Below are 21,032 nucleotides of genomic sequence, written 5' to 3' on the forward strand. Positions count from 1 at the left end.
GGCTGGTACAAATCATTCTACATCATACCACAAGGCCAATCGATCTACCAAGTAGGAAGCTGCTTAAGAAATTCCCGCCAATTTGCTTGATCTTGAATGATCCTTTTGAGATAGGGAAGGGTATTTTCCGGTCGATACCCCCGTTTCTTTTTGATGATACCGATACATTCACGAAAAAACTCATTCGGAAAAGAAAATAATATGTAAATAATCGTTTTTTCTAATGAATTTAAAGGTCTAATCGCTTCATAAGTAGAAAAAATTTGTTTACAAACTTGAGCATTCCACCCATTGCTCGATAAAATACGAGTAGTAATCTGCCAAACGTCACTCAATTGGCAATCATAATCGGCTGTCTCAAAATCAATCAACCACACCTTGCCAGCCTGATCAATTAACCAATTATGGCTGGCCAAATCACGATGCGCAAGAAAATGCCATTGATACTCTCGCCAATTGAGCTCATCTAGAGGAAGTGACTGTAACTTTTCCCAGACGTTTAGACCATGCTGGTAAAATTCAGATCCATACGTTCTTAAGAGTTCTCCCACTTCCCCTGGAATCGTATCTCGCTCTTTCAAGATTTGATAAAATTGAACCAGGCGATCATACAAGCGATGGGTAAGAAGAAAAGCCGCCCCTTTTATTGGCGGCGTTTGTAAATGGCGTCCGGTACGATGAAAAGTTGCAAGGACACGAATGACTTTCTTTACTTCATGCAAGTTGGTATACTGACATGTTTTCCCTTCAATCCACGGGGTAAGTATCCAATGTTTCAAATCAGACCGAATTGGCGGCATGGCGGTAAAACCTCGACTCCGAAGTTCAGAATCAATACTTAGCAACCAGCGAAGTTTTGTACTTGATTGCATTCTTTTGGCTACCCATGTCTGCTGATTCGTTTGAACCAACCAATTTCTACGATATTCCGTAATTCGTCGAACAGGTTGCTGTAGCAATTTCTCCATCTGCTCATAAGTTGGGAAACGCATGTCTTTTCACCCCCTTGTTCCCTTAAGCCTCTCTTGAGGAACTTTCTTTTTGAAACTTGGCATGTCCTGAAGCACATTCCGGTGGATAACCCTGCATCGGAATGGGATAAAATGGTGGTACATGAAGCGGATAAAAATGGGGATCCTGCGAAAAGTACGGTGCAGAAACATGGCTTGTAGGAGCGGTAAAATAAAAAGGAGGCAGAAACAGCTCAGGATAGGGAGGGTAAGGCATCATGGGCGGTCCCATCAGTGATGAATATTTCATTGAATATGGATCAACCCCATCGATCGCTGAAGACTCCTCCAAACTTGATGATTCATGATAATCCGCTTCCGATGACCACTTTGAATAGTCAGTGAAAGGTAATGGAGAGTAAGAATATAAGGGCTCACGAGATGAAAACGACTGATTGGCTTCTTCATTTAAAAGAGGATCATTTTCTTCTTGATCGAACTCTGTCTGCTCTTCGTATTCCAGAGTGGAATCACTTTCTTTGTTAATTTGTTTCTCATCAGATTCAAGTGTTTGCTCAAGCTTCGTTCCAACGTGAACCTTTCCAGTTGGTATACGTATTTTCATGCCTGCTTCCAATGAGTCTGCATTGTTCAAATGTGGATTGAATTCAAGCAATCGCTCAAGTGGAATATTATATTTCTGGACAATGATATGAATCGTATCCCCAGGACGGACAATATGGATCTTCATGCATGACCCCCCTCGATGAAGTATATTCTTCATCATATCCTATGCGTCCATAGACCATTTTTTGCTGTTCCAACTGATAAATTTTTCTTTCAAACGTTTTTATGTTCAAACATCCAATTCATCAATCATAGAAAAGGGGAACGCAATGAACAGAAAAACATTTGCCTATCTCCTCTATTCGAGTGCGATTGTTTCCTTCGTAATATTGTTCATTGGTTTTATCTTGGCTGTTTGGGATCTGACTCATCCATCTAAAAGCTCTGCTTTGGCTGCCAAAAAGCAAATTCCAACTCCTCAGGCACAAGAAGGCTTGTTTGTCGGTCTGGGAGACTCTTTGACCAGAGGAGTGGGAGATTCAAAAGGCTTGGGCTATTTTGGGCTGGTTCGAGAACAACTGGCCAAAAAAAATCCTGGCAGAATCAGTGCAGTCAACTTGGCGATCAATGGACAAACATCTACGGACTTAGTCAAACAGATCCAGCAAGAAAAAGTTCGAATCCTGATTGCAAAAGCTCGCTGGATTACTATAACCATTGGGGGAAACGATCTGTTTCGAGGTAGTGGTGGTCTGGAAAAATTGGATTTGAAGGCAGCCAAAAAAAGTAGAGAAATATACGAAAAGAACTTGACAACTCTCTTCACCGAAATACGTAAGCTCAATTCAAAAGCAACCGTGTTCCTGTTTGGCCTATATAACCCTTTTGGTGACCTGGCCGATGAAAAAATTTCCTCTCAACTTGTGGCAGAGTGGAACGAAACCATGCAGAAAGTATCCGCACGCTTCAATCAAATCGTCGTGATTCCAACTTTTGACCTATTTCAATTAGAACCAGGCAAATATTTATACTCCGACCATTTTCATCCAAACGATGCGGGATATCAGCGAATGGCAACTCGATTGCTGCAAGTGCTGGAGGATACAGAAGAAGGGGAAGAAAGCCATGATCAATAACCAAGACATTGTATTATCTGTTAAAGGACTTTCCAAGACCATCGGAAAACGGGAAATTGTGCGCGATATTACCTTTGATGTCAAAGCAGGAGAAATTTTTGGTTTTCTGGGTCCAAATGGGGCTGGAAAAACAACCACGATTCGCATGTTAGTCGGGTTAATCCGTCCGAGTAAAGGAAGCATTCACATTGGTGGTCATGACTTGCAGAAAGATTTCCTAAACGCCATTCGCCAGGTTGGTTGTATCGTTGAAAATCCGGAACTTTATCCTTATCTGACAGGAAGAGAAAATCTGGAACATTTTGCTCGAATGGTTCCAGATATATCTGATCAAAGAATCAATGAGGTCGTGGAGTTAGTCGAGTTAACCGAACGAATCGATGATCCTGTCAAGACCTATTCGCTCGGCATGCGCCAACGCTTGGGCATCGCGCAAGCTTTACTGGGTGATCCCAAACTGCTCATTTTGGATGAACCAACCAACGGTCTTGATCCTGCCGGTATCCGCGAGTTGCGCTCCTTCATTCGTCATCTTGCGAACGAAAAGGGAATCAGTGTATTTATTTCCAGTCACATATTGCATGAAGTTCAGTTAATGTGTGATCGTGTCGCTATCATTCATCATGGAAAGATCATTCAAACAAGCAGTGTCGATCAGTTAGTCGAACAAGACAGCAAAGTGGAATGGATTCTTGAGCCACTGGAGCAAGGGATCCAGATACTCCATAAACTTTCTTACATTTCACAAATAGAGAAACTGGATCACCATCGTGTGTTAACTCGTATGCCTCCTGAAAAAATTGCCGAGGTGAACCAACAAATGATCCAACATCAAATTAAAGTTACAGGAATCTGCCAATACAAGCAAACATTGGAAGATATTTTCTTAAAGATGACGGAGGGACATCAAATTGTTTAATCTCGTCTATAATGAGTATTTTAAACTGATTCGGAAAAAAAGAATGTTCGTGATTACTTTGATTCTATTGGTGTTGATTCCCATTTTTACTTACGCCCAATACAAAACAGCAAAAAATGCAATGGAACAACTGGGGACTTCTGATTGGCGTGCAATCCTGCAACAGCAAATCGTTGATCAGCAAAATCGCCTCTCTTCCAGCCGATTGGCGCCAGAGTGGAAAGAACGTATTCGCTTGAATATTAAGCAACAGCAGTATTATCTCGACCACGATATTAATCCAACGGCTCCTGGCGCACCTACTTTTATGCGAGAGTTTATTGAAGGAGCCATCTCCCTTTTTCTTCCACTATTAGTCGTGGTTTTGGCGGCTGATCTGGTTTCCTCCGAACATTCGGGTGGAACGATCAAGCTTTTATTAACACGTCCCGTTCCCAGATGGAAAATCCTGCTTAGCAAGTACTTTGCCTTGTTACTCGGCATATCCCTTATGTTGCTCATAACAGCGATTCTCGGTTACTTGATCTCGGGTGTGATTTTCGGCTATAAAGGTTGGAATATTCCCGTACTTACAGGCTTTCAAATGCAAAAAGAACATTTGATCACGGATTATGTACATATTGTTCCACAATGGAAATACTTGCTGATGGCTTTTGGTTTGGCATGGTTTTCCTCCATCGCAGTTGGTACCATTTCCTTTATGGCTTCCGTTTTACTACGTAGCACGGCATCCAGTATGGGGGCCATGTTGGCTGCCGTGGTAGCGGGTAGCTTGCTGACCCAAATTGCTCCCAATTGGAATGAATTAAGATATATCGCCTTTATCAATTTAGGCTTGACGGATTATCTAGCGGGAAATCCTATTCTCGTGGAAGGAATGAATCTGCCTTTTTCGCTGGCTGTATTATCTGTCTGGTCCCTGATTGCGATCATCATCGCCTTTATCGCTTTTACCAGACGTGATGTTACCACTTAATCGCATTCTCCAAATGGATTGAATAGAACAGGGGTTCCTTTTCCATTGCACAACTTTTGCCCGTACAGAAAAATGGAACAGGAACCCCTCTTTAAAATGGAATCTTGAGGACTTTTGGCTCCAGCATCATTCAAACGGATCCAGCTTGTTGACAAAGTTTCCGTTATAAGCCGGTTGTTAACAGATCCTCATGTTGCCGAACAACATCATCAGAGCAATGAAAAAGGTGTTCTGTTTTCCATAACATGGAGGGATGGGTTCCTTACGGAGTGACTGTGATGGTACAGAAGTCGTCACGGAGGAAGGAACCCATCCCGAAGCGCGAAAGAAACGGATCCCTATTTTCGGAATAAGATAAGTCACGGATCTTTGTTATGTTCTTTTCTGTACAAGCTCATGTCTGAAACACGGATAAGATCCAAGCAAGCGTACTTGACAGCCTAATGCCTCAATTTCCGCAATCGCTCCCTGTAAAAGGACATGTTCAGCTTTCATTTCTGCATCTACCAAAAAATAATAATTTCCCAACCCGGTTTTAGTAGGTCTTGACTCAATATGACACAGGTTAATCTTACGCCACGAAAAAGCGGCCAATACTTGATATAACGCACCTGGGAAATCAGAAGCAAGTGTGACCTGCATGCTTGTTTTATACCGTTCAGAGGTTAAATGCTCCCACTGCTTTTTTTGTCTTCCCAATACGATAAATCGAGTCATATTATTGGCATGGTCCTGCACATTGGTCTCTAAAACATATAACTTGCTAATCTCTCCTGATTTGCGAGGTCCGACGGCGATCCATGATTCATCTGAATTTTCACTCACTATACGTGCTGCTTGTGCTGTACTTTCTGTATAAACCCATTCAGCCTGCGGAAAATCCTGACGTAATTTTAACTGACATTGCGCAATGGCTTGAGGATGGGACAAGATTCGTGTAAACTCCTTTTTTGGCCGCCCTGCATGTGAAGGATGCACCAATAAGCACTGGGATATCGGGTAAACCAATTCGCCAATAATTGGAATATCCACTTGGTGGATTAACCAATCCAGCGTAGAGTTGACGGTTCCTTCAATGGCATTTTCTACTGGAACAACACCTCGATCACAAACGCCTTGATCAACTGCAACCAAGACATCCGGAATGGACGGATAAGACACCAGTTCCACATTTTTTTCTGGAAACAGCCTCTGTGCTGCTTCATGTGTAAATGTCCCTTGTGGTCCCAAATATGCTACTGTTTCAACCATTTTCTTCTCTCCCAACTCAGGCTATGAAGTTTCTCCACTACTGATGACAAGCGCGCGATGTACTCCTCTTAACTGCCGTAATCCCTGCAATACTTTATCCAGATCTTTACTCAGGTGAACAGTATCTACCGACATGGTAACAGTGGCTTGCCCGTTTAAAGGAATGGTTTGGTGAATGGTGAGTACATTTGCTTCATTTTGTGCCAGATAACCGAGCACACTTGAGAGCACACCTGCCCGATGTTCTAGTACCATGGACAAGGTTACAATTTTTTCTTTGACCATTTTATTAAAAGGGAATACACTATCCTTATACTTATAAAACGAGCTTCGGCTCAAACCTACCTGATCCACTGCTTCCTGTACGGTAATGACCGTTCCCGTCTCCAATAGTCGCTTGGCTTCCAGAGTCTTTTGAATCGCTTCTGGTAACATATCCAATCGTACCAAAACAAACTGTTCTTCTGACATTCAACAATGTCCCCCATATACAATCAAATGTTTATTTACAACGGACATTGTAACCTTTGAACCCTGTTCGATGCAATAGTTTTTCAAAAGTTTTTTACCTTGTGTTAAGATATTCCATAACATCGAAACGAAGGGGGCTTTGGAAAAAATGGTATCTGTCTTATTCGTATGTCTCGGAAATATTTGTCGGTCACCCATGGCCGAAGCTGTTTTTCGCCATTATGTCCATGAGGCCGGATTATCCAAACACATCCGGATTGACTCCGCTGGAACCGGCAATTGGCACGTAGGCGAACCACCTCATCATGGAACACGGTCCAAACTAAAGGAGAAAGGCATCTCCTATGAAGGGATTTACGCCAGACAAGTGACCATCGAAGACTTTGACCAATTTGATTACATAATCGGTATGGATGAAAATAATATCCAATCTTTACACCGTTTGGCGAAGGATAACCAGACGAACATTTATCGTTTCGTCGATTTCATTCCGGAGTTCGGCTATACGGAAGTGCCAGATCCATGGTATACTGGCGATTTTGACGAAACCTATCGCTTGGTGGAGGCTGGTTGCAAAAATCTTTTGGATAAAATTATAAAAGAGCATCCGTTAAAATAACAGTCCTTTCCAGATCTCCCAATGTGAAAGAGAGACTTCTGACCTTGAGGTCAGCGGGTCTCTCTTTTTTCTGAAACACTCCTCTATTTTACTCATAATCCATCGATTCCGTGAACTCAAACTCCAATTCACCAATCCGGACTGTATCTCCTTCTTTTGCTCCCCGCTCTCGAAGTGCGTCTTCAATGCCCATTTCTTTCAATTTCCGGCTAAAACGGATCACACTATCATGGTAATTAAAATTGGTCATTTGTACCAATTTCTCAACTCGTTTTCCTTCAACGATAAAGATTTCATTTTCACGTCGAATCGTAAAGGCAGGCTCGTCCAGTTGACTTCTATATATCACCCGTTCTTCAGGTCCTGCCTGATCAATAACCGGAGTTTCAGCCTCTTCCTGTTCCACTTTCTCCAGGAGATCGGCAATGGCATACAATAACTCTTTGATTCCCTGTCTCGTTGCCGCTGAAATCGGATAAACAGGTACATCGGGTCCTACCTTTTCCTTAAACATTTCCAAATAAACTTCGGCATCGGGTAAATCCATCTTATTGGCAGCCACAATTTGAGGACGATTTACCAAATCTTTCCGATACAGCCGCATCTCCTCATTAATCTGTTTATAATCTTCGAAGGGGTCACGCCCTTCTGAACCTGCCATATCAATCACATGTACCAATACTTTCGTTCGCTCGACATGACGTAAAAACTGATGGCCTAACCCCACACCCTGGTGAGCACCCTCAATTAATCCAGGCAAATCGGCCATCACAAAACTACGCCCATCTTCGACGCGAACAACTCCCAAATTGGGGACCAGTGTTGTAAAATGATAAGCCGCAATCTTGGGCCTCGCTTTGGAGACAACCGACAACAAAGTAGATTTTCCTACACTGGGGTAACCAATTAATCCAACATCTGCCAGTAATTTCAACTCCAATTCAATCCACCGTTCTTCACCCGGTTCCCCATTCTCCGCAATTTGTGGAGCAGGGTTGACAGATGTGGCAAAACGCATGTTTCCACGTCCACCTCGACCTCCACGCGCAATCACGGCGCGCTGTCCTTTTTCTGTCAGATCAGCAATGATTTCTCCAGTTTCAACATCTTTCACCACCGTTCCAGGTGGTACTTTCACTACCAATGGCTCTGCGTTGGCCCCATGCTGCCCTTTCGAACGGCCATTTTCTCCCCGATCTGCCTTAAACTCCCGTTGATAGCGAAAATCCATCAAGGTACGAAGCCCTTCATCCACCTCAAAAATCACATCTCCACCACGACCGCCATCGCCACCCGCTGGTCCACCATACGGTACATATTTCTCCCGGCGAAATGCAACCATTCCGTTGCCGCCATCTCCTCCCTTGGCAAATACCTTTACTATGTCAACAAACATGCTACGTTCACCACCCAAGTATGTACTAACTGGCATAGTGCAACGATATCAGCTGCTGATCTTGCATTGCCAATACCTGTGCACCCTGTTTTCTCATTTTTTGCTGAATCTCTTCCCATTCCGTTTGCGGAAAATCGAGAGGAACAATGTTGCCGTCATCATCAAGAAGTTTCCACTCCATCGATACCGTTTTTTTCTCTGAAAACATCCGGAGTTGAATTTTGGTCCAATCCAGATATTCTTCTCCCTGTTTTTTTAGCCAAGTTACCATGCATTCAAGCAGTCGTAAAAGTTCCACTGCGTCTGTTTCATCACCAACTATCATGGAGTCTGCCAACTCTACATCCCATTCCCATTCTTTATATTTTACACCCAATGTCAATAAAAACACAGCCAAGGGTGCGTAGCGAATCCGGGAAATCTGTCGCTCTCTTTCAGCCTCTTTCATCAGTTTTTGCAAATAGCGTGAGATCTGTTCCGGTTTTTTCAGCATTTGATAACCCATCAGCACTTGAATATGGTTTAACCAGTCATGTCGCTGTTTACTCATCAGCTCTCTGATTCGTTCTGCTTCAGATACCACCATGATTCGCTGCCACTCTTTTTGCCAGTAGTGCACTCCCAGGAAGATGGATAATAACGAGAGGATCAAGAAACAGACACTGCCCATACGCCCCCAAGGTTGAAACACCCATAAGCTCAAAATTACCACAGCAGGAAGAAAAAATCTCCATTTTAATAGATCCAACCGATTCACTGCCATTCTCTCCTTGTATAAAAGTTACCAATATTCATTCTACTTATCGTAAAAAAAACGAGTCATATTTAAGAAAAACAATAAAAGAGGCTAAGTTCTACAAAATGCTGTAGCAAGACTTAGCCTTTGATTTCAATCAGATATTGATTCGCCATTTTCTCTTTCACTGACTTAAGCTTGTGCAGCTGCTGCTTCAGATTGTGCTACTGGATACACAGATACACGCTTTTTGTTACGACCTACACGCTCGAAACGAACGATACCGTCTACTTTCGCAAACAAGGTATCATCTCCACCACGGCCTACACCTACACCTGGGTGGATTTTGGTTCCACGCTGACGAACGAGAATGTTACCAGCCAATACGAATTGACCGTCAGCACGTTTTACACCCAAACGTTTGGAGATGCTGTCACGACCGTTCTTTGTGGAACCTACCCCTTTTTTCGATGCGAAAAATTGTAGATTCATTTTCAACATCATAATCACCTCTTTCTCATATTATATACGTTTTTCGATAATCTTCACAAAATCTGGAGCTTCATCAGCCACATCTTCAAGCGACATAACCATCGCTTCCAGAAGCAAGTGAATACGGGACAGTGTCTCGACATCTGTAACATGTCCTGGGATCTGACAATCGAGCTTGCCTGGTCGAACGTCATCTTCATGAATCTGTATACCTGTCAGTTTTTCCACAGCATTCACCATACCATGTGTAATCCCTGAAACAGCAGCACATACAATGTCTTTCCCAGGCTCATCATAGTAAGCATGACCCTTGATCAAAACTCGTTTCACTTGCCCGTTTTTATCCCGTTCAACTAAAATCTTAATCATTAAGCTTCGATGTTTTCAATAACCACTTTGGTAAATGGCTGACGATGCCCTTGTTTCCGCTTATAATTCTTTTTCGGTTTATATTTAAACACGACGATTTTCTTTCCACGACCATGTTTTACTACTTTTCCAGTTACTTTTGCGCCTTCAACAACGGGTTTGCCAACAATGGTTTCGCCGTCTTTATTTACCAAAAGAACTTTGTCAAAAGTAACGGTTTCGCCTTCTTGTGCATCCAATTTTTCAATGAACAATACACTGTCTTTTTCTACACGATATTGTTTACCGCCTGTTTCAATCACTGCGTACATGATATACCCTCCTCTGAATTAGGACTCGCCACCTTAGGAAAGGCACTTGGCCTGTTTGTCATCCTAACGATGAGCGGTTTCATGCATAACAACAACGTCAATCTTAGCATAGCCAAGTAGACCTGTCAATGAAAAATGGGTTTAAAAATCTGGAAAATCAATGACCAACCGTGCATTTGGATTCTGAAAATATTTTTGCAAAACCATTTCTTCTGGCAAAAAGCCAAATATATTTCCTCTTTCATCCACTACCTCAACGACATGATATCTTTCTTTATACCATCGTTTGATCACCTTGGCAAGCGGTTCGTTGGCCATTGCAATCACTTTTTGAATAGCATAGTCATCTTTCATTCCCTGATAATGACGATGCAGTAGAAAACGGATAAACTGTACCTGCTTCTGGCGGATCGCTTTTACATTGGAAAAAAGCAGGAAAAAGGAAATGAGAAGCAAAGGAAAATGAACGGTAACTCCCGGGAATAAAAAAGAAGATACAAACAGGCCCACAGATAGAAAGAGGCTGATCACCCCAGTCCAATAGAGACATTGTCGATAAGGAACCCAATAACTTAGAACTGCAGCGAATACACGTCCGCCATCCAAAGGATAAATCGGTAATAAATTAAACAAAGCGAGCATCAAATTTCCCTGAATGAAATAAGCCATCCAATCCTGTGACCAAAAGCCCATCATGTAAAAAACATAACTGATCACGATTAACCACACATGATGAAATGGGCCAGCCAAAGCTACAACAATCTCTTCCCTGGCAGATACCGTTCCCCATTCATCCGTTTTCGCCATTCCACCAAAAGGCAGTAATTCCATGGAACGAATTCGCCAACCATAGGACCATGCAGCAGTCACATGGCCTAACTCATGGATGATCACTAACACAAATAAAGTAATGGCTTCCAAAAAATAGCCTGACCACACAGAAAGAAACATCATGAACCAAAATAAAGGATGGATCCGGATCTCCATCCCCTGCCACGGGTATTTATTCAAATGGAATCACGCCTACAGGTGAAATAAACTGTCCATCTTTTTTTACAGCAAAATAGATATACTTTTCTCCTCCTTCACCAATCACCTGTCCATTTTTTACCCAGTCTTTTTCATTTACTGCCGTGTTCTTCAAAAAACCATACCAACTTTCGTATCCTTGAGCATGCCTGATAATAACCAGTCTTCCCAAGCCTGTTTTTTCACCAACAAAACTCACCCATCCCTCTGTCGCCGCCATCACTTGTGCTTGTGGTGGAGCTTGGAGTACCAATCCCTTTCGCTTTTGATCGAATGGTAAAACCACTTTTCCTTTTACCGGAAAATTCCAATACAATGCAACCCGCTTTGGTTTCGTTTGAAATACAGGCAAAATACTGGGAGCTTCCCCTATCACTTCTTTATACCAGGCAGATACCTGTTTAAATTGAAACTCCTCTGTCATCACTTGAGCAATCCACTGTTGCAGCTGTTTGCCACGATCGGTTTGAACATGAAAGATGAAATAAGTCCCACACAGGAGAAAAAGGGAAATGGCTAATTGGATCAGCCATTTATGGGTCTTGTTTTCTTTCTTTTTTTTCATCGGTTTTTTCTGCTTTATTATTGAAAAATCTTGCTCTTTCAAGTTCGATTCTTTCACTGAAGAATAGAGTCCTTGCTTTATCAGCTGAACCTGCTTCTCGCGCCGCTTTCGAATATTTTCATACCAATCTGTCAATGCCCATCCCTCCGCTCTGACAAGCCTTTTTCTAGTTCATAAATACGAGAGAACGAGAGGGAATATGATAAAAACACGCTCACCAACATCCACTTTCGAAGCGATTTTGATACCAGGACCGAAACCGATTGGATCTGGTGGCATCCATTCTTTTGGTTAACTTTTGCAGTAGCTGGATACGACGATCGATAAAAAAGCAGTCACCAAAGATACATGGATGAATCATCCTGCACATCGCTCCATCGTCTATGGTGAATATTTGCGGATCATCCACTATGGACAAAAAGGAGATATTCTTCCGCTTGAGTCCATTCCATTTTAGTATGATTGAATGTCAGATAACAAAAAAATGATACAAAATCCTAACAATTTTCCTCCATATCCTATTGTAAGGCTCTTTTATTCGAAAATATAATCAATGACAGAAAATATTATTATATAATCCAAGGAGGAAAAATGAAGAAACGATTTTCTACACTGATCGCGGGAATAACTTTCATCCTTCTAACGGCTGGGTGCTCCTTCTATTTCATTGAAGAAGAGAGAAAAATTGCAAAACCAAAAAAGATCGAATACGTCGAGTATAAAGGGAAAGTGGAGCATTTGTTTTTCCACCCGCTGATTGCCTACCCGAAAAGGGCTTTTAAAGGGGATAGCCAATCTGAACAGATCGATATGTGGTTCAATACCGTACCAGAATTTAATCGGATTATCGAATCCCTATATAAAAAGAACTTTATTTTAGTACATATCCATGATGTTTATGAGGAAGTAGAGGAAAACGGGCAGAAAAAAATAAAACGAAAAAAACTGATGCTCCCAAAAGGAAAAAAGCCGATTATTCTCTCAATCGACGACTTGAGTTACTATACCTCGGACCAGATAAAGTACGGAACCAACTTGAAGCTTGTTCTGCATCGAGGTGAAATTGCCACCCTATCGATCAACGATCAGGGAAAAAAGGTAATCCGTCGTGACAATGAAATTGTTCCTCTACTCGATGATTTCGTGAAAAAACATCCTGATTTTTCATATAAAGGTGCGAAAGGAACGATTAATCTCACCGGCTTTGACGGTATTCTCGGCTATCGCACCAATAGCAAAAAATTCAATGAAACAACCAATCGCTACGATATAGAAAACCCTCATTTTCTTAAAGAAAGGGGAGCGGTTAAGCCGATTATCAAACGATTGAAAGAAACAGGTTGGAAATTTGCTTCTCACAGCTACTATCACTTGCCACACAATCAAATTTCACTGGAAAAGTTAAAAGAAGATAGCCGGTTGTGGAAAGAAGAAGTAGAATCCCTGATTGGACCAACTGATATTTATGTTTTTCCCCAAGGATTCACTTTCCCATATGAGTCCGTTGAAAGCCCATATATTCAGCATCTCTATCACATGGGTTTCCGTTATTTTCAACCTGTTGGGCATGAAACATATGTAGAGCATCTGGGAAAAGTAATCTTTCAGGACCGCAGGCACGCAGACGGTCTGGGTTTACGGCTGCAAAAAAAATATTTCCTCGATCTTTTTGATGCAGACCAGGTGATTGATCGCCAAAATAGACCAGCCCATGTAAAATATGTTGAAGAAATTTTGGAAAAACAAAAGAAAAAGCAGAATCAGCAAACGGAAAATAATAACAGCAATGAAATGAATCAAACAGAAAGTGGCTCAACCACATCCTATCATTCACGCACACCTCATTCAGGTGTGCTTTTCCATTCATTCATGAATCAGCATAAAAAGACCCTACATAAACAACCAATTGTTATGTAGGGTTGGTTCATCAAACAAATCCGAACCATTTTTTCATTTTCGATACCATACTCTGATGTTTTTCAAGAACCAACAGCGGAACCATTTCACCCTGAATTCTTCTTGCAATATTGCGATAGGCTTTGCCAGCCGAGCATCTACTGTCCCAAACAATCGGCTCCCCTGTATGGCCAGCTCGTATCACTCGTTCATCATCGGGGACAACCCCCAAAAGATCGATGGCTAGAATGGAAACAACTTCATCTACATCCAGCATGCCGCCCTCCTTAGCCATTTGTGTCCGCAATCGATTGATAATCAGTTTAGGTGAATGAATCCGTTCTCTTTCCAAAAGCCCGATCACACGATCTGCATCACGGACGGCGGCATTTTCAGGTGTAGTAACAACAATCGCCTGATCCGCTCCAGCAACCGCATTTTTAAAACCCATTTCAATCCCTGCTGGACAGTCAATCAATACATAATCAAACTTTTCCTTCAGTTCTGCAATGAGCCAACGCAATTGCTGGGACGAAATCGAGGTTTTGTCTTTCGTTTGCGCAGCAGGTAACAGATAGAGATGATCACAACGTTTGTCTTTGATCAAGGCCTGTTCAATCCGGCATGTTTTTTCTACTACATCGATCAGATCGTAAATAATGCGATTTTCGAGTCCCATCAATACATCCAGATTACGCAAACCGATATCGGTATCAACCAGACAAACTTTCTTACCGGTAAGGGCAAGGGCAGTGCCGAGATTGGTTGATGTGGTCGATTTGCCTACACCACCTTTTCCCGATGTAATCACAATACTTTCTCCCACTTCTACCCCTCCCTTCTTTCATTCCATTGAAATCTATTCTAAAAAAACTTTTTCCCCTTTTCTTTCCATTCCAGATCAGGACGAAGCTGGATCAGATGTTGAATCTGATCGACAGCAATTTGATTATTGACCAAATAGGCAAACCGCATGCCAACCTCTGTGTACTCCCATTCATCAGGCGGACGCGATATAACATCGGCAATTCGAAGCTGTGTAGGCTTGAAAGTGGAAGCAGCGATCAGTGCTGTCTCATCTCCACTACTTCCCGCATGGGCGAGTCCTCGGAGCGCTCCCAAAACATATATACTCCCTGTTGCCTGAACACAACCACCAGGATTGACATCACCTAAAAGCAGCAAATCTCCCTCGTGCGTTAATACTTGTCCAGAACGTACGGTTCCTGCCAGCACCTGAATCCCGGCAGGTTTCAGTAAGTAATGCTTGCCTTCAGATTCAAAGCCCTGGATGATCAAATTCTTTTTCAAAGAAAACAGTTGGCGAAGGGAAATCTCTTCCTCTTTGGTAATTTGCCTTTGTCCCAATTTGATCAATACTCTCGTTTTTGGGCCATCCCATAAGGAAGAGCGGTTATACTCAAACAGCTGTTTCAACTCATTCAATATATTTGAAAAGGGACATGAATCATCCAGAATAAAAAGCAGACCATCTTTTGTCCCTTTGACCGTTACACTTGGCTTCAGCTTTCCCATACTCCGGTCACCCCGCCTCAACTTTTAGATTTCGCTATTTGCCTTCATTTTCCTTCTATACTGCCACGTATCATGTTGAAACCGAGTGGGGGAGACCAAAAATGCGCGCCATTATCGATTGAAAGAGTCAATGATTAATCCCTTTTCTTTCATACTGAAATAAGTTTGATCCCCAATAATCAGATGATCGATTAATTCAATCCCCATCAGCTTCCCTGCTTCCACAAGGCGTTGGGTCACTTCCAGATCTTCACGGCTAGGCGTTGGATCCCCACTCGGATGATTATGTACACATATAATTCCTGCTGAACTATGCCGAATCGCTTCACGAAACACTTCACGCGGATGAACGACGGATACGTTTAAACTGCCAATAAAAATACATTTTTTATGAATGATTTTATTTTTAGTATTTAAAAATAAACAAAGAAAATGCTCTTGCTCCAAATATCGCATTTCTTCCATGACACATTGTGCGGCATCATAAGGAGTACGAATCACCATGCTTTCTTCAGGGAGTTGACGGGAAATGCGCAGGCCCAATTCCACACCTGCCAGTAGTTGGATAGCCTTTGCCGTCCCAATACCACGAATTTTGGTCAATTCCATCAGAGAGGCACGAGTCAGTCCTTTCAACCCACCTGTCTTTACCAATACTCTTTGCGCCAAGGCAAGCACAGATTCGTTGGTACTGCCTGTTCTTAGCAAAAGTGCAATCAACTCCGCATTGGAAAGCGCTTCGGCTCCCAACCTCATCAAACGTTCGCGCGGTCTCTCTTCAGCAGGTACATCTTTGATCATCATGACCGTATCCTCCTCTGCATCAAATAGTTCCAGAAAGTCGGATGCGATCAGCAGAGGAGTATTCATTCTACTTTCTGGACTTTGAAAAATCATCAAACATCGAATACCCTAGTTCTTCCATCATTTGTTCCAATAATGATATGGACATTCCCACGACATTAAAGTAGCACCCATCAATCCTATCAATGAGTATTGCGCCATAACCCTGAATTCCATAAGCTCCTGCTTTATCCAAAGGTTCACCTGTACGGACATACCACTCCATTTTCTCCCTGGATAGCTCTCTCATCCAAACATCTGTTTTGCGTGCCCGGGTGATTTCACGTATGATATGACCTTCTTCGACTTCGATCAAAGCAATTCCCGTATAAACTTGATGAACACGCCCTTGAAGACGAGAAAGCATGCGGATCGCATCCGCTGCATCTGCCGGTTTTCCCAAGATTTGCCCATCCAATACAACAATCGTGTCTGCTCCAATCACAAGAGCGGATGAACAAGTGGAAGCCACAGCTTGTGCCTTTTTCAGTGCCAAATATTTCACTGCTTCATCAGGCTGTATGCCAGGAGGTAATGTTTCATCCACATCACTCGTTCTCACTTGAAAAGCGAGCTGAAGATCTGCCAAGATCTCTTGGCGCCGAGGTGAACCAGAAGCAAGAATTAATTCTTTGTTTGTCATCTTTCTCACCTTTCTACATTGGGGCAGTCGTGTCGAATTACCAAAAGTGGGACTTCCTTATTCTGGCTTATCAACACGACCGACATCAGGGTTGTTGCAAAACGCGATAATAAAATTATTATATCCAAAGACTTTACTATATTTATAATTAAAAAAAACACCCACATGTAGAAGGTGTTAAGCCTCTAAAGAAGTTATTTTCAGTTTAACAAAGTTACGAACAATCAACAAGAAACTATTTCACTGAATATTTCTTCTAGAGAGTATCAGCTTGTTGGCAAAGTTTCTGTTAAATGCCGGGGTTGTCAACAGAGTCTCATGTTGCCTTGTAACACCACCAGAGGGATTTCTATAAAGTGAAGGGATGGGTTCCTTGCGGAGTGACTGTGATGGTACAGTAGTCGTCACGGAGGAACGAATCCATCCCGAAGCGATATTTTCAAGATAGATTCACATATTGCAAAGCAACACCATCAGAGAGATGAAAAAGGTGTTCTGTTTTCTATAAAGCGTAGGGATAGGTTCCTTGCGGAGTGACTGTGATGGTACAGAAGTTGTCACGGAGGAAGGAACCTATCCCGAAGCGCGTGAGAAAAGGATAACCAAAATCATTGGATACCTGAACTTTTCAATACATGGATCAGCCGATCATAACCAATAATGTAGCGAACCAATCCCTCTTGTATTTGCCATAATAATGCCTGGCTCAAATTCTTTTCCGCTGCTCCCCCACTCTGTATCGCCTGATCCAATCCACGAATCATTTCAGACAATGCTTCTTTAGCAGCGGGTGGCACTTTCGATTCAAGAAGTTGCACTTGAGTCACCCATTTCTGATACTCAGCAAACGTTTCTGTATTCAGGGCAAAAACATCTTCTTGCTTCAGATGGGGCTTCATTTTCTGAACAGAAATATTCCCCAATTGTTTGACCAATTGATTGCCAGCTTTTAGTGCCGAAACGAGTTCAGTTTGTATCCATTTTTTTGCCTGTGGTTCAGAAAACACCTCTCCCCCCACTTTCCATTCCTTTAAATAAACATCAACCTCTTTTTTTCCATACATCGTTGAAAGCTTTAGGGCCTCATCATTTGAAAATCCTACGCCAAGAAATATCCGGTAAGGAGCTCTTTCTGACATGACTGCCATAATCCCTTGTGTTCGATAGGCTGTCAATTTTTCTTTCGCTCCTTGTTTATCCTGAAAGTTTCCAGCTTGTAACATGACAACATGAAGGGCTGGTAACGAATAGGATTCCGTGGCAGTGGATGAGTTGGATACGGATGGGGATGGCTTGGGCAAATGGGAATCAATCGAAGACAAACGAGTGGATGGATCCGAGAAAAACAATTGGAGCAAAGCACCTCCCATAATCAGTCCCACAATCACTGCCCCACTGATGGAAGCCAGAAGTCGAATGACAGGCTGGGGAATCTTGACTTTCTTATGTTTAAAAAAAGGTTGTCTGGGTGAATTCCAGCCAATTCCTTGCTGTTCCTGTCCCAACCTTGGCTGAAACAGATTCTGCCATATTTGCTTCAGTTCGGATGATAAACTCGTTTCCACCGTTTCGTCCGACTCTATCATCTGCTTGTCATTTTGATTACGCATTTGATGATTGACGATCACTTTCAACCCTTTTTGATTTGCATACACCTTTACTTTCTTGTGATTCATGGTTCTTCATCCGCCCTCTCCACATCTACTATTAAATTTGTATGGAGTTAATAGAGAAGATAGAACCATTCCCTTAGTAAAAAAAGAAACGGCACCTCCCTTTACCAAGTGCCGTTTCCATTCATCCATTACGACCCGTTGTTTTCGCTATTTCCATTTGTATGGGTACTTTTATCCTGATTAATCGTTCCGTTTTTTTCCTTATGCGTCCCATTGGGATTCAGTTGTTGGAGCAGATCTTCTTTCTTGGTCGGTTTTGGTAGAATTTCAATCTTTGTCTGTGGCGTTACGGGAGTTCCACCATCCGTATTGCCAACCATGGAAGGGGAAAGTTGAAGCTTTGGATCCAGATATACATATAACATCAAGCGCACACGCGTATTTCCTAATTTATTTTCCTCCTGATTCAATATCAGATTTTCCCATTCGCGAATATGTATAATCCTGTCCAAATCCTTGATGGCCTGAAACCAGGATTTTAATTGGCCAGGATTCGCATCGATATATACATCCGAATAGATCACAGACATATGGGGTGGCAGAGACTTTTTCGGTTCGGTTTTTTTATTGTATAAATAGTGTTCCAAACTCGTTTTTAAATCGGCAATGGATTCGATATCCGAAATTTTCAGTTCGTCTTTTAATTGATTCAGTTCGCTCTCCTTTGCTGCAAAACGAATGCCCTTCCATTTCACTCCAGCGGCAGAGGCTTTTCCACGCAAAGCGTTCACTACACGTGAAACATTAATTTCTGTCGGAACTTTCGCCTTTAATGCCTGGAGCTCTTCTTCTGAAGGAGGGCGCAATCCTTGCTGTACGAGTTTTACCGTTGATTCATGTTCGGTGACATATGTTTTCATATTATTTAACCGTTGTTTTGCATCCCTTAACTCCACATGATTGAGATAGAGCAAAGGTCCGCTAATTCCACCAACGACTACAAAACAACCAGCAAACAGAGACCACAAAAACTCTTTCGATTTCCACCAGAGTGGCTGTTTCCACCAAGGGGAAGAAGAACGATTCATGCCCCTCCTCCCTTCTGATTGACTGAATTTGATGTTTTTGAATTCTTCTCTTTGCTTGTTTTCGATTTCTCTACTTTTACCGGGTTAAATGTAAAATGAAAACGAACCACTGTTGCTGTCTCCGGCTTTATACGCACCTCTTTTACATTCGAAGCTTTTTCTACGCTGTCCATCACAAACTGCTTCACATATGGACTCTGTTTCATTTTCCCCTCAAAAATACTGATATTTTGCTCTGATATAAATACGGCCATACCTGACAGTGTGTGTTCTTTTGCTTTCAGATTAAAAATTTTCGCCTCAGGTGTTAATGCAGATTCAACCGCTTGTAAAGCCAAATCCCAATCTACATTTTCCGATTGCAACTTTTCAACTGCCTGTTTATAATCCAACACAGCTCCATGCTGCTTGCGAAACTTTTGTTCCTGTTCCACTTTTTTCCTGATATCTTTTTCCATTGGTTCAAGAAATTGAATCTGTTTTTCCAATCTTTTAATCTGACTTGATTGCTCCCAATATAACCAACCTGCTCCAATCATCAAAAGAACATGAAAGAGAATAATTCCACTAACCCACCAATGATAGTATCGCCGGAAAGGGGGAGCGGGCTCCATCAAATTAATCTTCATCATTATTTCCTCCCGCTAAGTAATGACCCGATTAATATCGATAAGGAAGCTCCCAAACGTTTGCTGGAAACCTTTCGCAGTTTTCGAGAAAGCATATAATCCGGCAACTGATCGACCGAAATTTTAGCTGGAATATGGCCATATAGCCATTCCCGCAACAGCTCCAAATCGACTCCTTCCCCCGTTAAAATCCATTCGTCTGGAAGCCAGTGATATTCCTGAAACCAACGCTCCATCTCCTGATCAACCCTGGCCAACATCGCTTCTCCAAAACGGGCAATTTCACTCGGTTCTGTCAAAATAGGCTCTAACAGATCCGATTGTGGATAGATCACACGATTGCAAAATGAAACAAGTGGAAAAGTTAGATATTTCATGCCTTCCAGCTGACCATTCCTAAACCAGCACAATTCCAAACCGTTTGTCGAAAAACGGAAGGTACAAAAGTGAAAAGGTAAATCATTTCGCACAAATTGAAGCCAATCATTAAGAGAAAGGGAAGAAAAATGGACAGCGACCAATTCCAGGCCAGACCAGGCCAATATTTCTTCAATGGAAACGATGAATTCTTTTGAGACCATGAACAGCATCACTTTACGTTCGGCGAGACTGTCTGAGCGCATTGGAAAAAAATCGAAAATAACTTCTTTCTCTGTTAACTTGGAGACCACATTTCTCTTTAGCCATGATCTCAATTCATGATCTTTGATCCGGATTGGCACAGGCTGCTTATATACACTGATAAACTGACTATCCATGACCAGATGAACGGTTCGTGCTGATATATGCTGTTCTTCTTTCAATCGATTCAAAAGCCAGATAAATTTTTCCCGATCAAGGAGGTGATCTGCCCCACTGGTTTCCCAAGGTATTGAATGTGTGATCACATGTTGAACCACAGGTGACGTCTTCCGTTTATGCAGCTCGATCATTTTAAAATAATGATCTTGAATTTCGATCCCTAGAAACCTCCTCTGAAACAAGTAATTCATCA

24 protein-coding genes and 1 other annotated feature are annotated in these 21,032 nt (G+C 42.2%); of the genes, 5 read left to right on the forward strand and 19 right to left on the reverse strand.

All coding sequences use genetic code 11. From position 1 onward, the window contains the following. Window positions 1-44: 44 nt before the first annotated feature. Together BMZ78_RS10265 and BMZ78_RS10270 are read right to left on the reverse strand one after the other, a co-directional pair. The gene (locus BMZ78_RS10265; protein WP_093230099.1) at window positions 45-992 is read right to left on the reverse strand and encodes a phosphotransferase; all 948 of its coding nucleotides are present in this window, start codon (window positions 990-992) and stop codon (window positions 45-47) included. Window positions 993-1,014: 22 nt separating this feature from the next. Next, on the reverse strand, window positions 1,015-1,701 hold the full coding sequence (locus BMZ78_RS10270) for a LysM peptidoglycan-binding domain-containing protein (RefSeq protein ID WP_175482405.1): 687 nt from the start codon (window positions 1,699-1,701) through the stop codon (window positions 1,015-1,017). A gap of 145 nt (window positions 1,702-1,846) precedes the next feature. Between BMZ78_RS10270 and BMZ78_RS10275 the strand changes: the two genes are divergently transcribed. From BMZ78_RS10275 to BMZ78_RS10285, 3 genes are read left to right on the forward strand one after another with little or no spacing between them, the layout of a single operon-like run. Next, window positions 1,847-2,653, forward strand: a complete 807-nt coding sequence (locus BMZ78_RS10275; RefSeq protein WP_093230103.1) for an SGNH/GDSL hydrolase family protein — start codon at window positions 1,847-1,849, stop codon at window positions 2,651-2,653. Then, on the forward strand, window positions 2,643-3,572 hold the full coding sequence (locus tag BMZ78_RS10280) for an ABC transporter ATP-binding protein (RefSeq protein WP_093230105.1): 930 nt from the start codon (window positions 2,643-2,645) through the stop codon (window positions 3,570-3,572). Before BMZ78_RS10275 ends, BMZ78_RS10280 begins: the two co-directional genes overlap by 11 nt. Further along, the gene (locus BMZ78_RS10285; protein WP_093230106.1) at window positions 3,565-4,548 is read left to right on the forward strand and encodes an ABC transporter permease; all 984 of its coding nucleotides are present in this window, start codon (window positions 3,565-3,567) and stop codon (window positions 4,546-4,548) included. Before BMZ78_RS10280 ends, BMZ78_RS10285 begins: the two co-directional genes overlap by 8 nt. A 372-nt stretch (window positions 4,549-4,920) precedes the next feature. On the opposite strand, the gene pheA is transcribed toward BMZ78_RS10285, so the two are convergent. Both pheA and BMZ78_RS10295 read right to left on the reverse strand, forming a co-directional pair. Continuing rightward, window positions 4,921-5,799: a prephenate dehydratase gene (gene pheA, locus BMZ78_RS10290; RefSeq protein WP_093230108.1), complete on the reverse strand. Its 879-nt coding sequence runs from the start codon at window positions 5,797-5,799 to the stop codon at window positions 4,921-4,923. Between the two features lie 21 nt (window positions 5,800-5,820). Then, window positions 5,821-6,270 (reverse strand): ACT domain-containing protein, encoded by a 450-nt coding sequence (locus BMZ78_RS10295; protein WP_093230110.1) that lies wholly within the window; start codon window positions 6,268-6,270, stop codon window positions 5,821-5,823. Between the two features lie 148 nt (window positions 6,271-6,418). Here BMZ78_RS10295 and BMZ78_RS10300 point away from each other — a divergent pair, with 148 nt between their 5' ends. Continuing rightward, entirely contained in the window at window positions 6,419-6,889 is a 471-nt protein-coding gene (locus BMZ78_RS10300) for a low molecular weight protein-tyrosine-phosphatase (protein WP_093230112.1), read from the forward strand. An 88-nt stretch (window positions 6,890-6,977) separates the two neighbouring features. On the opposite strand, the gene obgE is transcribed toward BMZ78_RS10300, so the two are convergent. The 7 genes from obgE to BMZ78_RS10335 form a co-directional block, all read right to left on the reverse strand. Beyond that, entirely contained in the window at window positions 6,978-8,285 is a 1,308-nt protein-coding gene (gene obgE / locus BMZ78_RS10305) for a GTPase ObgE (protein WP_093230114.1), read from the reverse strand. Window positions 8,286-8,310: 25 nt separating this feature from the next. After that, window positions 8,311-9,042 (reverse strand): Spo0B domain-containing protein, encoded by a 732-nt coding sequence (locus BMZ78_RS10310; RefSeq protein WP_175482406.1) that lies wholly within the window; start codon window positions 9,040-9,042, stop codon window positions 8,311-8,313. A 171-nt stretch (window positions 9,043-9,213) separates the two neighbouring features. Next, window positions 9,214-9,522: a 50S ribosomal protein L27 gene (rpmA, locus tag BMZ78_RS10315; protein ID WP_093230118.1), complete on the reverse strand. Its 309-nt coding sequence runs from the start codon at window positions 9,520-9,522 to the stop codon at window positions 9,214-9,216. 21 nt (window positions 9,523-9,543) lie between these two features. Continuing rightward, window positions 9,544-9,882, reverse strand: a complete 339-nt coding sequence (locus tag BMZ78_RS10320; protein ID WP_093230120.1) for a ribosomal-processing cysteine protease Prp — start codon at window positions 9,880-9,882, stop codon at window positions 9,544-9,546. Continuing rightward, window positions 9,882-10,193, reverse strand: a complete 312-nt coding sequence (gene rplU / locus BMZ78_RS10325; RefSeq protein ID WP_093230122.1) for a 50S ribosomal protein L21 — start codon at window positions 10,191-10,193, stop codon at window positions 9,882-9,884. Before rplU ends, BMZ78_RS10320 begins: the two co-directional genes overlap by 1 nt. An 11-nt stretch (window positions 10,194-10,204) precedes the next feature. Continuing rightward, window positions 10,205-10,282 (reverse strand) — a sequence feature (ribosomal protein L21 leader region). A 52-nt stretch (window positions 10,283-10,334) separates the two neighbouring features. Next, window positions 10,335-11,204: a M50 family metallopeptidase gene (locus BMZ78_RS10330; RefSeq protein WP_093230123.1), complete on the reverse strand. Its 870-nt coding sequence runs from the start codon at window positions 11,202-11,204 to the stop codon at window positions 10,335-10,337. Beyond that, the gene (locus BMZ78_RS10335; RefSeq protein ID WP_093230125.1) at window positions 11,197-11,922 is read right to left on the reverse strand and encodes a M23 family metallopeptidase; all 726 of its coding nucleotides are present in this window, start codon (window positions 11,920-11,922) and stop codon (window positions 11,197-11,199) included. The genes BMZ78_RS10330 and BMZ78_RS10335 overlap by 8 nt, the downstream gene beginning before the upstream one ends. A 456-nt stretch (window positions 11,923-12,378) precedes the next feature. Here BMZ78_RS10335 and BMZ78_RS10340 point away from each other — a divergent pair, with 456 nt between their 5' ends. Beyond that, window positions 12,379-13,704: a polysaccharide deacetylase family protein gene (locus tag BMZ78_RS10340; RefSeq protein ID WP_093230127.1), complete on the forward strand. Its 1,326-nt coding sequence runs from the start codon at window positions 12,379-12,381 to the stop codon at window positions 13,702-13,704. Window positions 13,705-13,714: 10 nt separating this feature from the next. Here BMZ78_RS10340 and minD read toward each other — a convergent pair whose 3' ends face one another. From minD to BMZ78_RS10380, 8 genes are all read right to left on the reverse strand, one after another. Next, window positions 13,715-14,509, reverse strand: a complete 795-nt coding sequence (minD, locus tag BMZ78_RS10345) for a septum site-determining protein MinD (protein ID WP_093230129.1) — start codon at window positions 14,507-14,509, stop codon at window positions 13,715-13,717. Window positions 14,510-14,547: 38 nt separating this feature from the next. Then, window positions 14,548-15,219, reverse strand: a complete 672-nt coding sequence (locus BMZ78_RS10350; RefSeq protein ID WP_093230131.1) for a septum site-determining protein MinC — start codon at window positions 15,217-15,219, stop codon at window positions 14,548-14,550. Window positions 15,220-15,330: 111 nt separating this feature from the next. Continuing rightward, window positions 15,331-16,023: a RadC family protein gene (gene radC / locus BMZ78_RS10355; protein WP_245739816.1), complete on the reverse strand. Its 693-nt coding sequence runs from the start codon at window positions 16,021-16,023 to the stop codon at window positions 15,331-15,333. A gap of 67 nt (window positions 16,024-16,090) precedes the next feature. Then, window positions 16,091-16,705, reverse strand: coding sequence for a Maf family protein (locus tag BMZ78_RS10360; protein WP_093230132.1), 615 nt, complete (start codon window positions 16,703-16,705; stop codon window positions 16,091-16,093). A 608-nt stretch (window positions 16,706-17,313) separates the two neighbouring features. Further along, complete coding sequence (locus BMZ78_RS10365) at window positions 17,314-18,381, reverse strand: hypothetical protein (protein WP_093230134.1); 1,068 nt, start codon at window positions 18,379-18,381, stop codon at window positions 17,314-17,316. A gap of 128 nt (window positions 18,382-18,509) precedes the next feature. Next, a complete protein-coding gene (locus tag BMZ78_RS10370) occupies window positions 18,510-19,409 on the reverse strand; it encodes a hypothetical protein (protein ID WP_093230135.1) in 900 nt (299 codons plus the stop codon). Further along, window positions 19,406-20,041, reverse strand: a complete 636-nt coding sequence (locus BMZ78_RS10375; protein ID WP_139203307.1) for a PilN domain-containing protein — start codon at window positions 20,039-20,041, stop codon at window positions 19,406-19,408. Before BMZ78_RS10375 ends, BMZ78_RS10370 begins: the two co-directional genes overlap by 4 nt. Beyond that, window positions 20,041-21,030, reverse strand: a complete 990-nt coding sequence (locus BMZ78_RS10380; protein WP_139203308.1) for a type IV pilus biogenesis protein PilM — start codon at window positions 21,028-21,030, stop codon at window positions 20,041-20,043. The genes BMZ78_RS10375 and BMZ78_RS10380 overlap by 1 nt, the downstream gene beginning before the upstream one ends. Window positions 21,031-21,032: the final 2 nt, after the last annotated feature.

This window comes from Thermoflavimicrobium dichotomicum (assembly GCF_900114055.1).
In the GTDB taxonomy this organism is placed as follows: Bacteria; Bacillota; Bacilli; order Thermoactinomycetales; family Thermoactinomycetaceae; genus Thermoflavimicrobium; species Thermoflavimicrobium dichotomicum.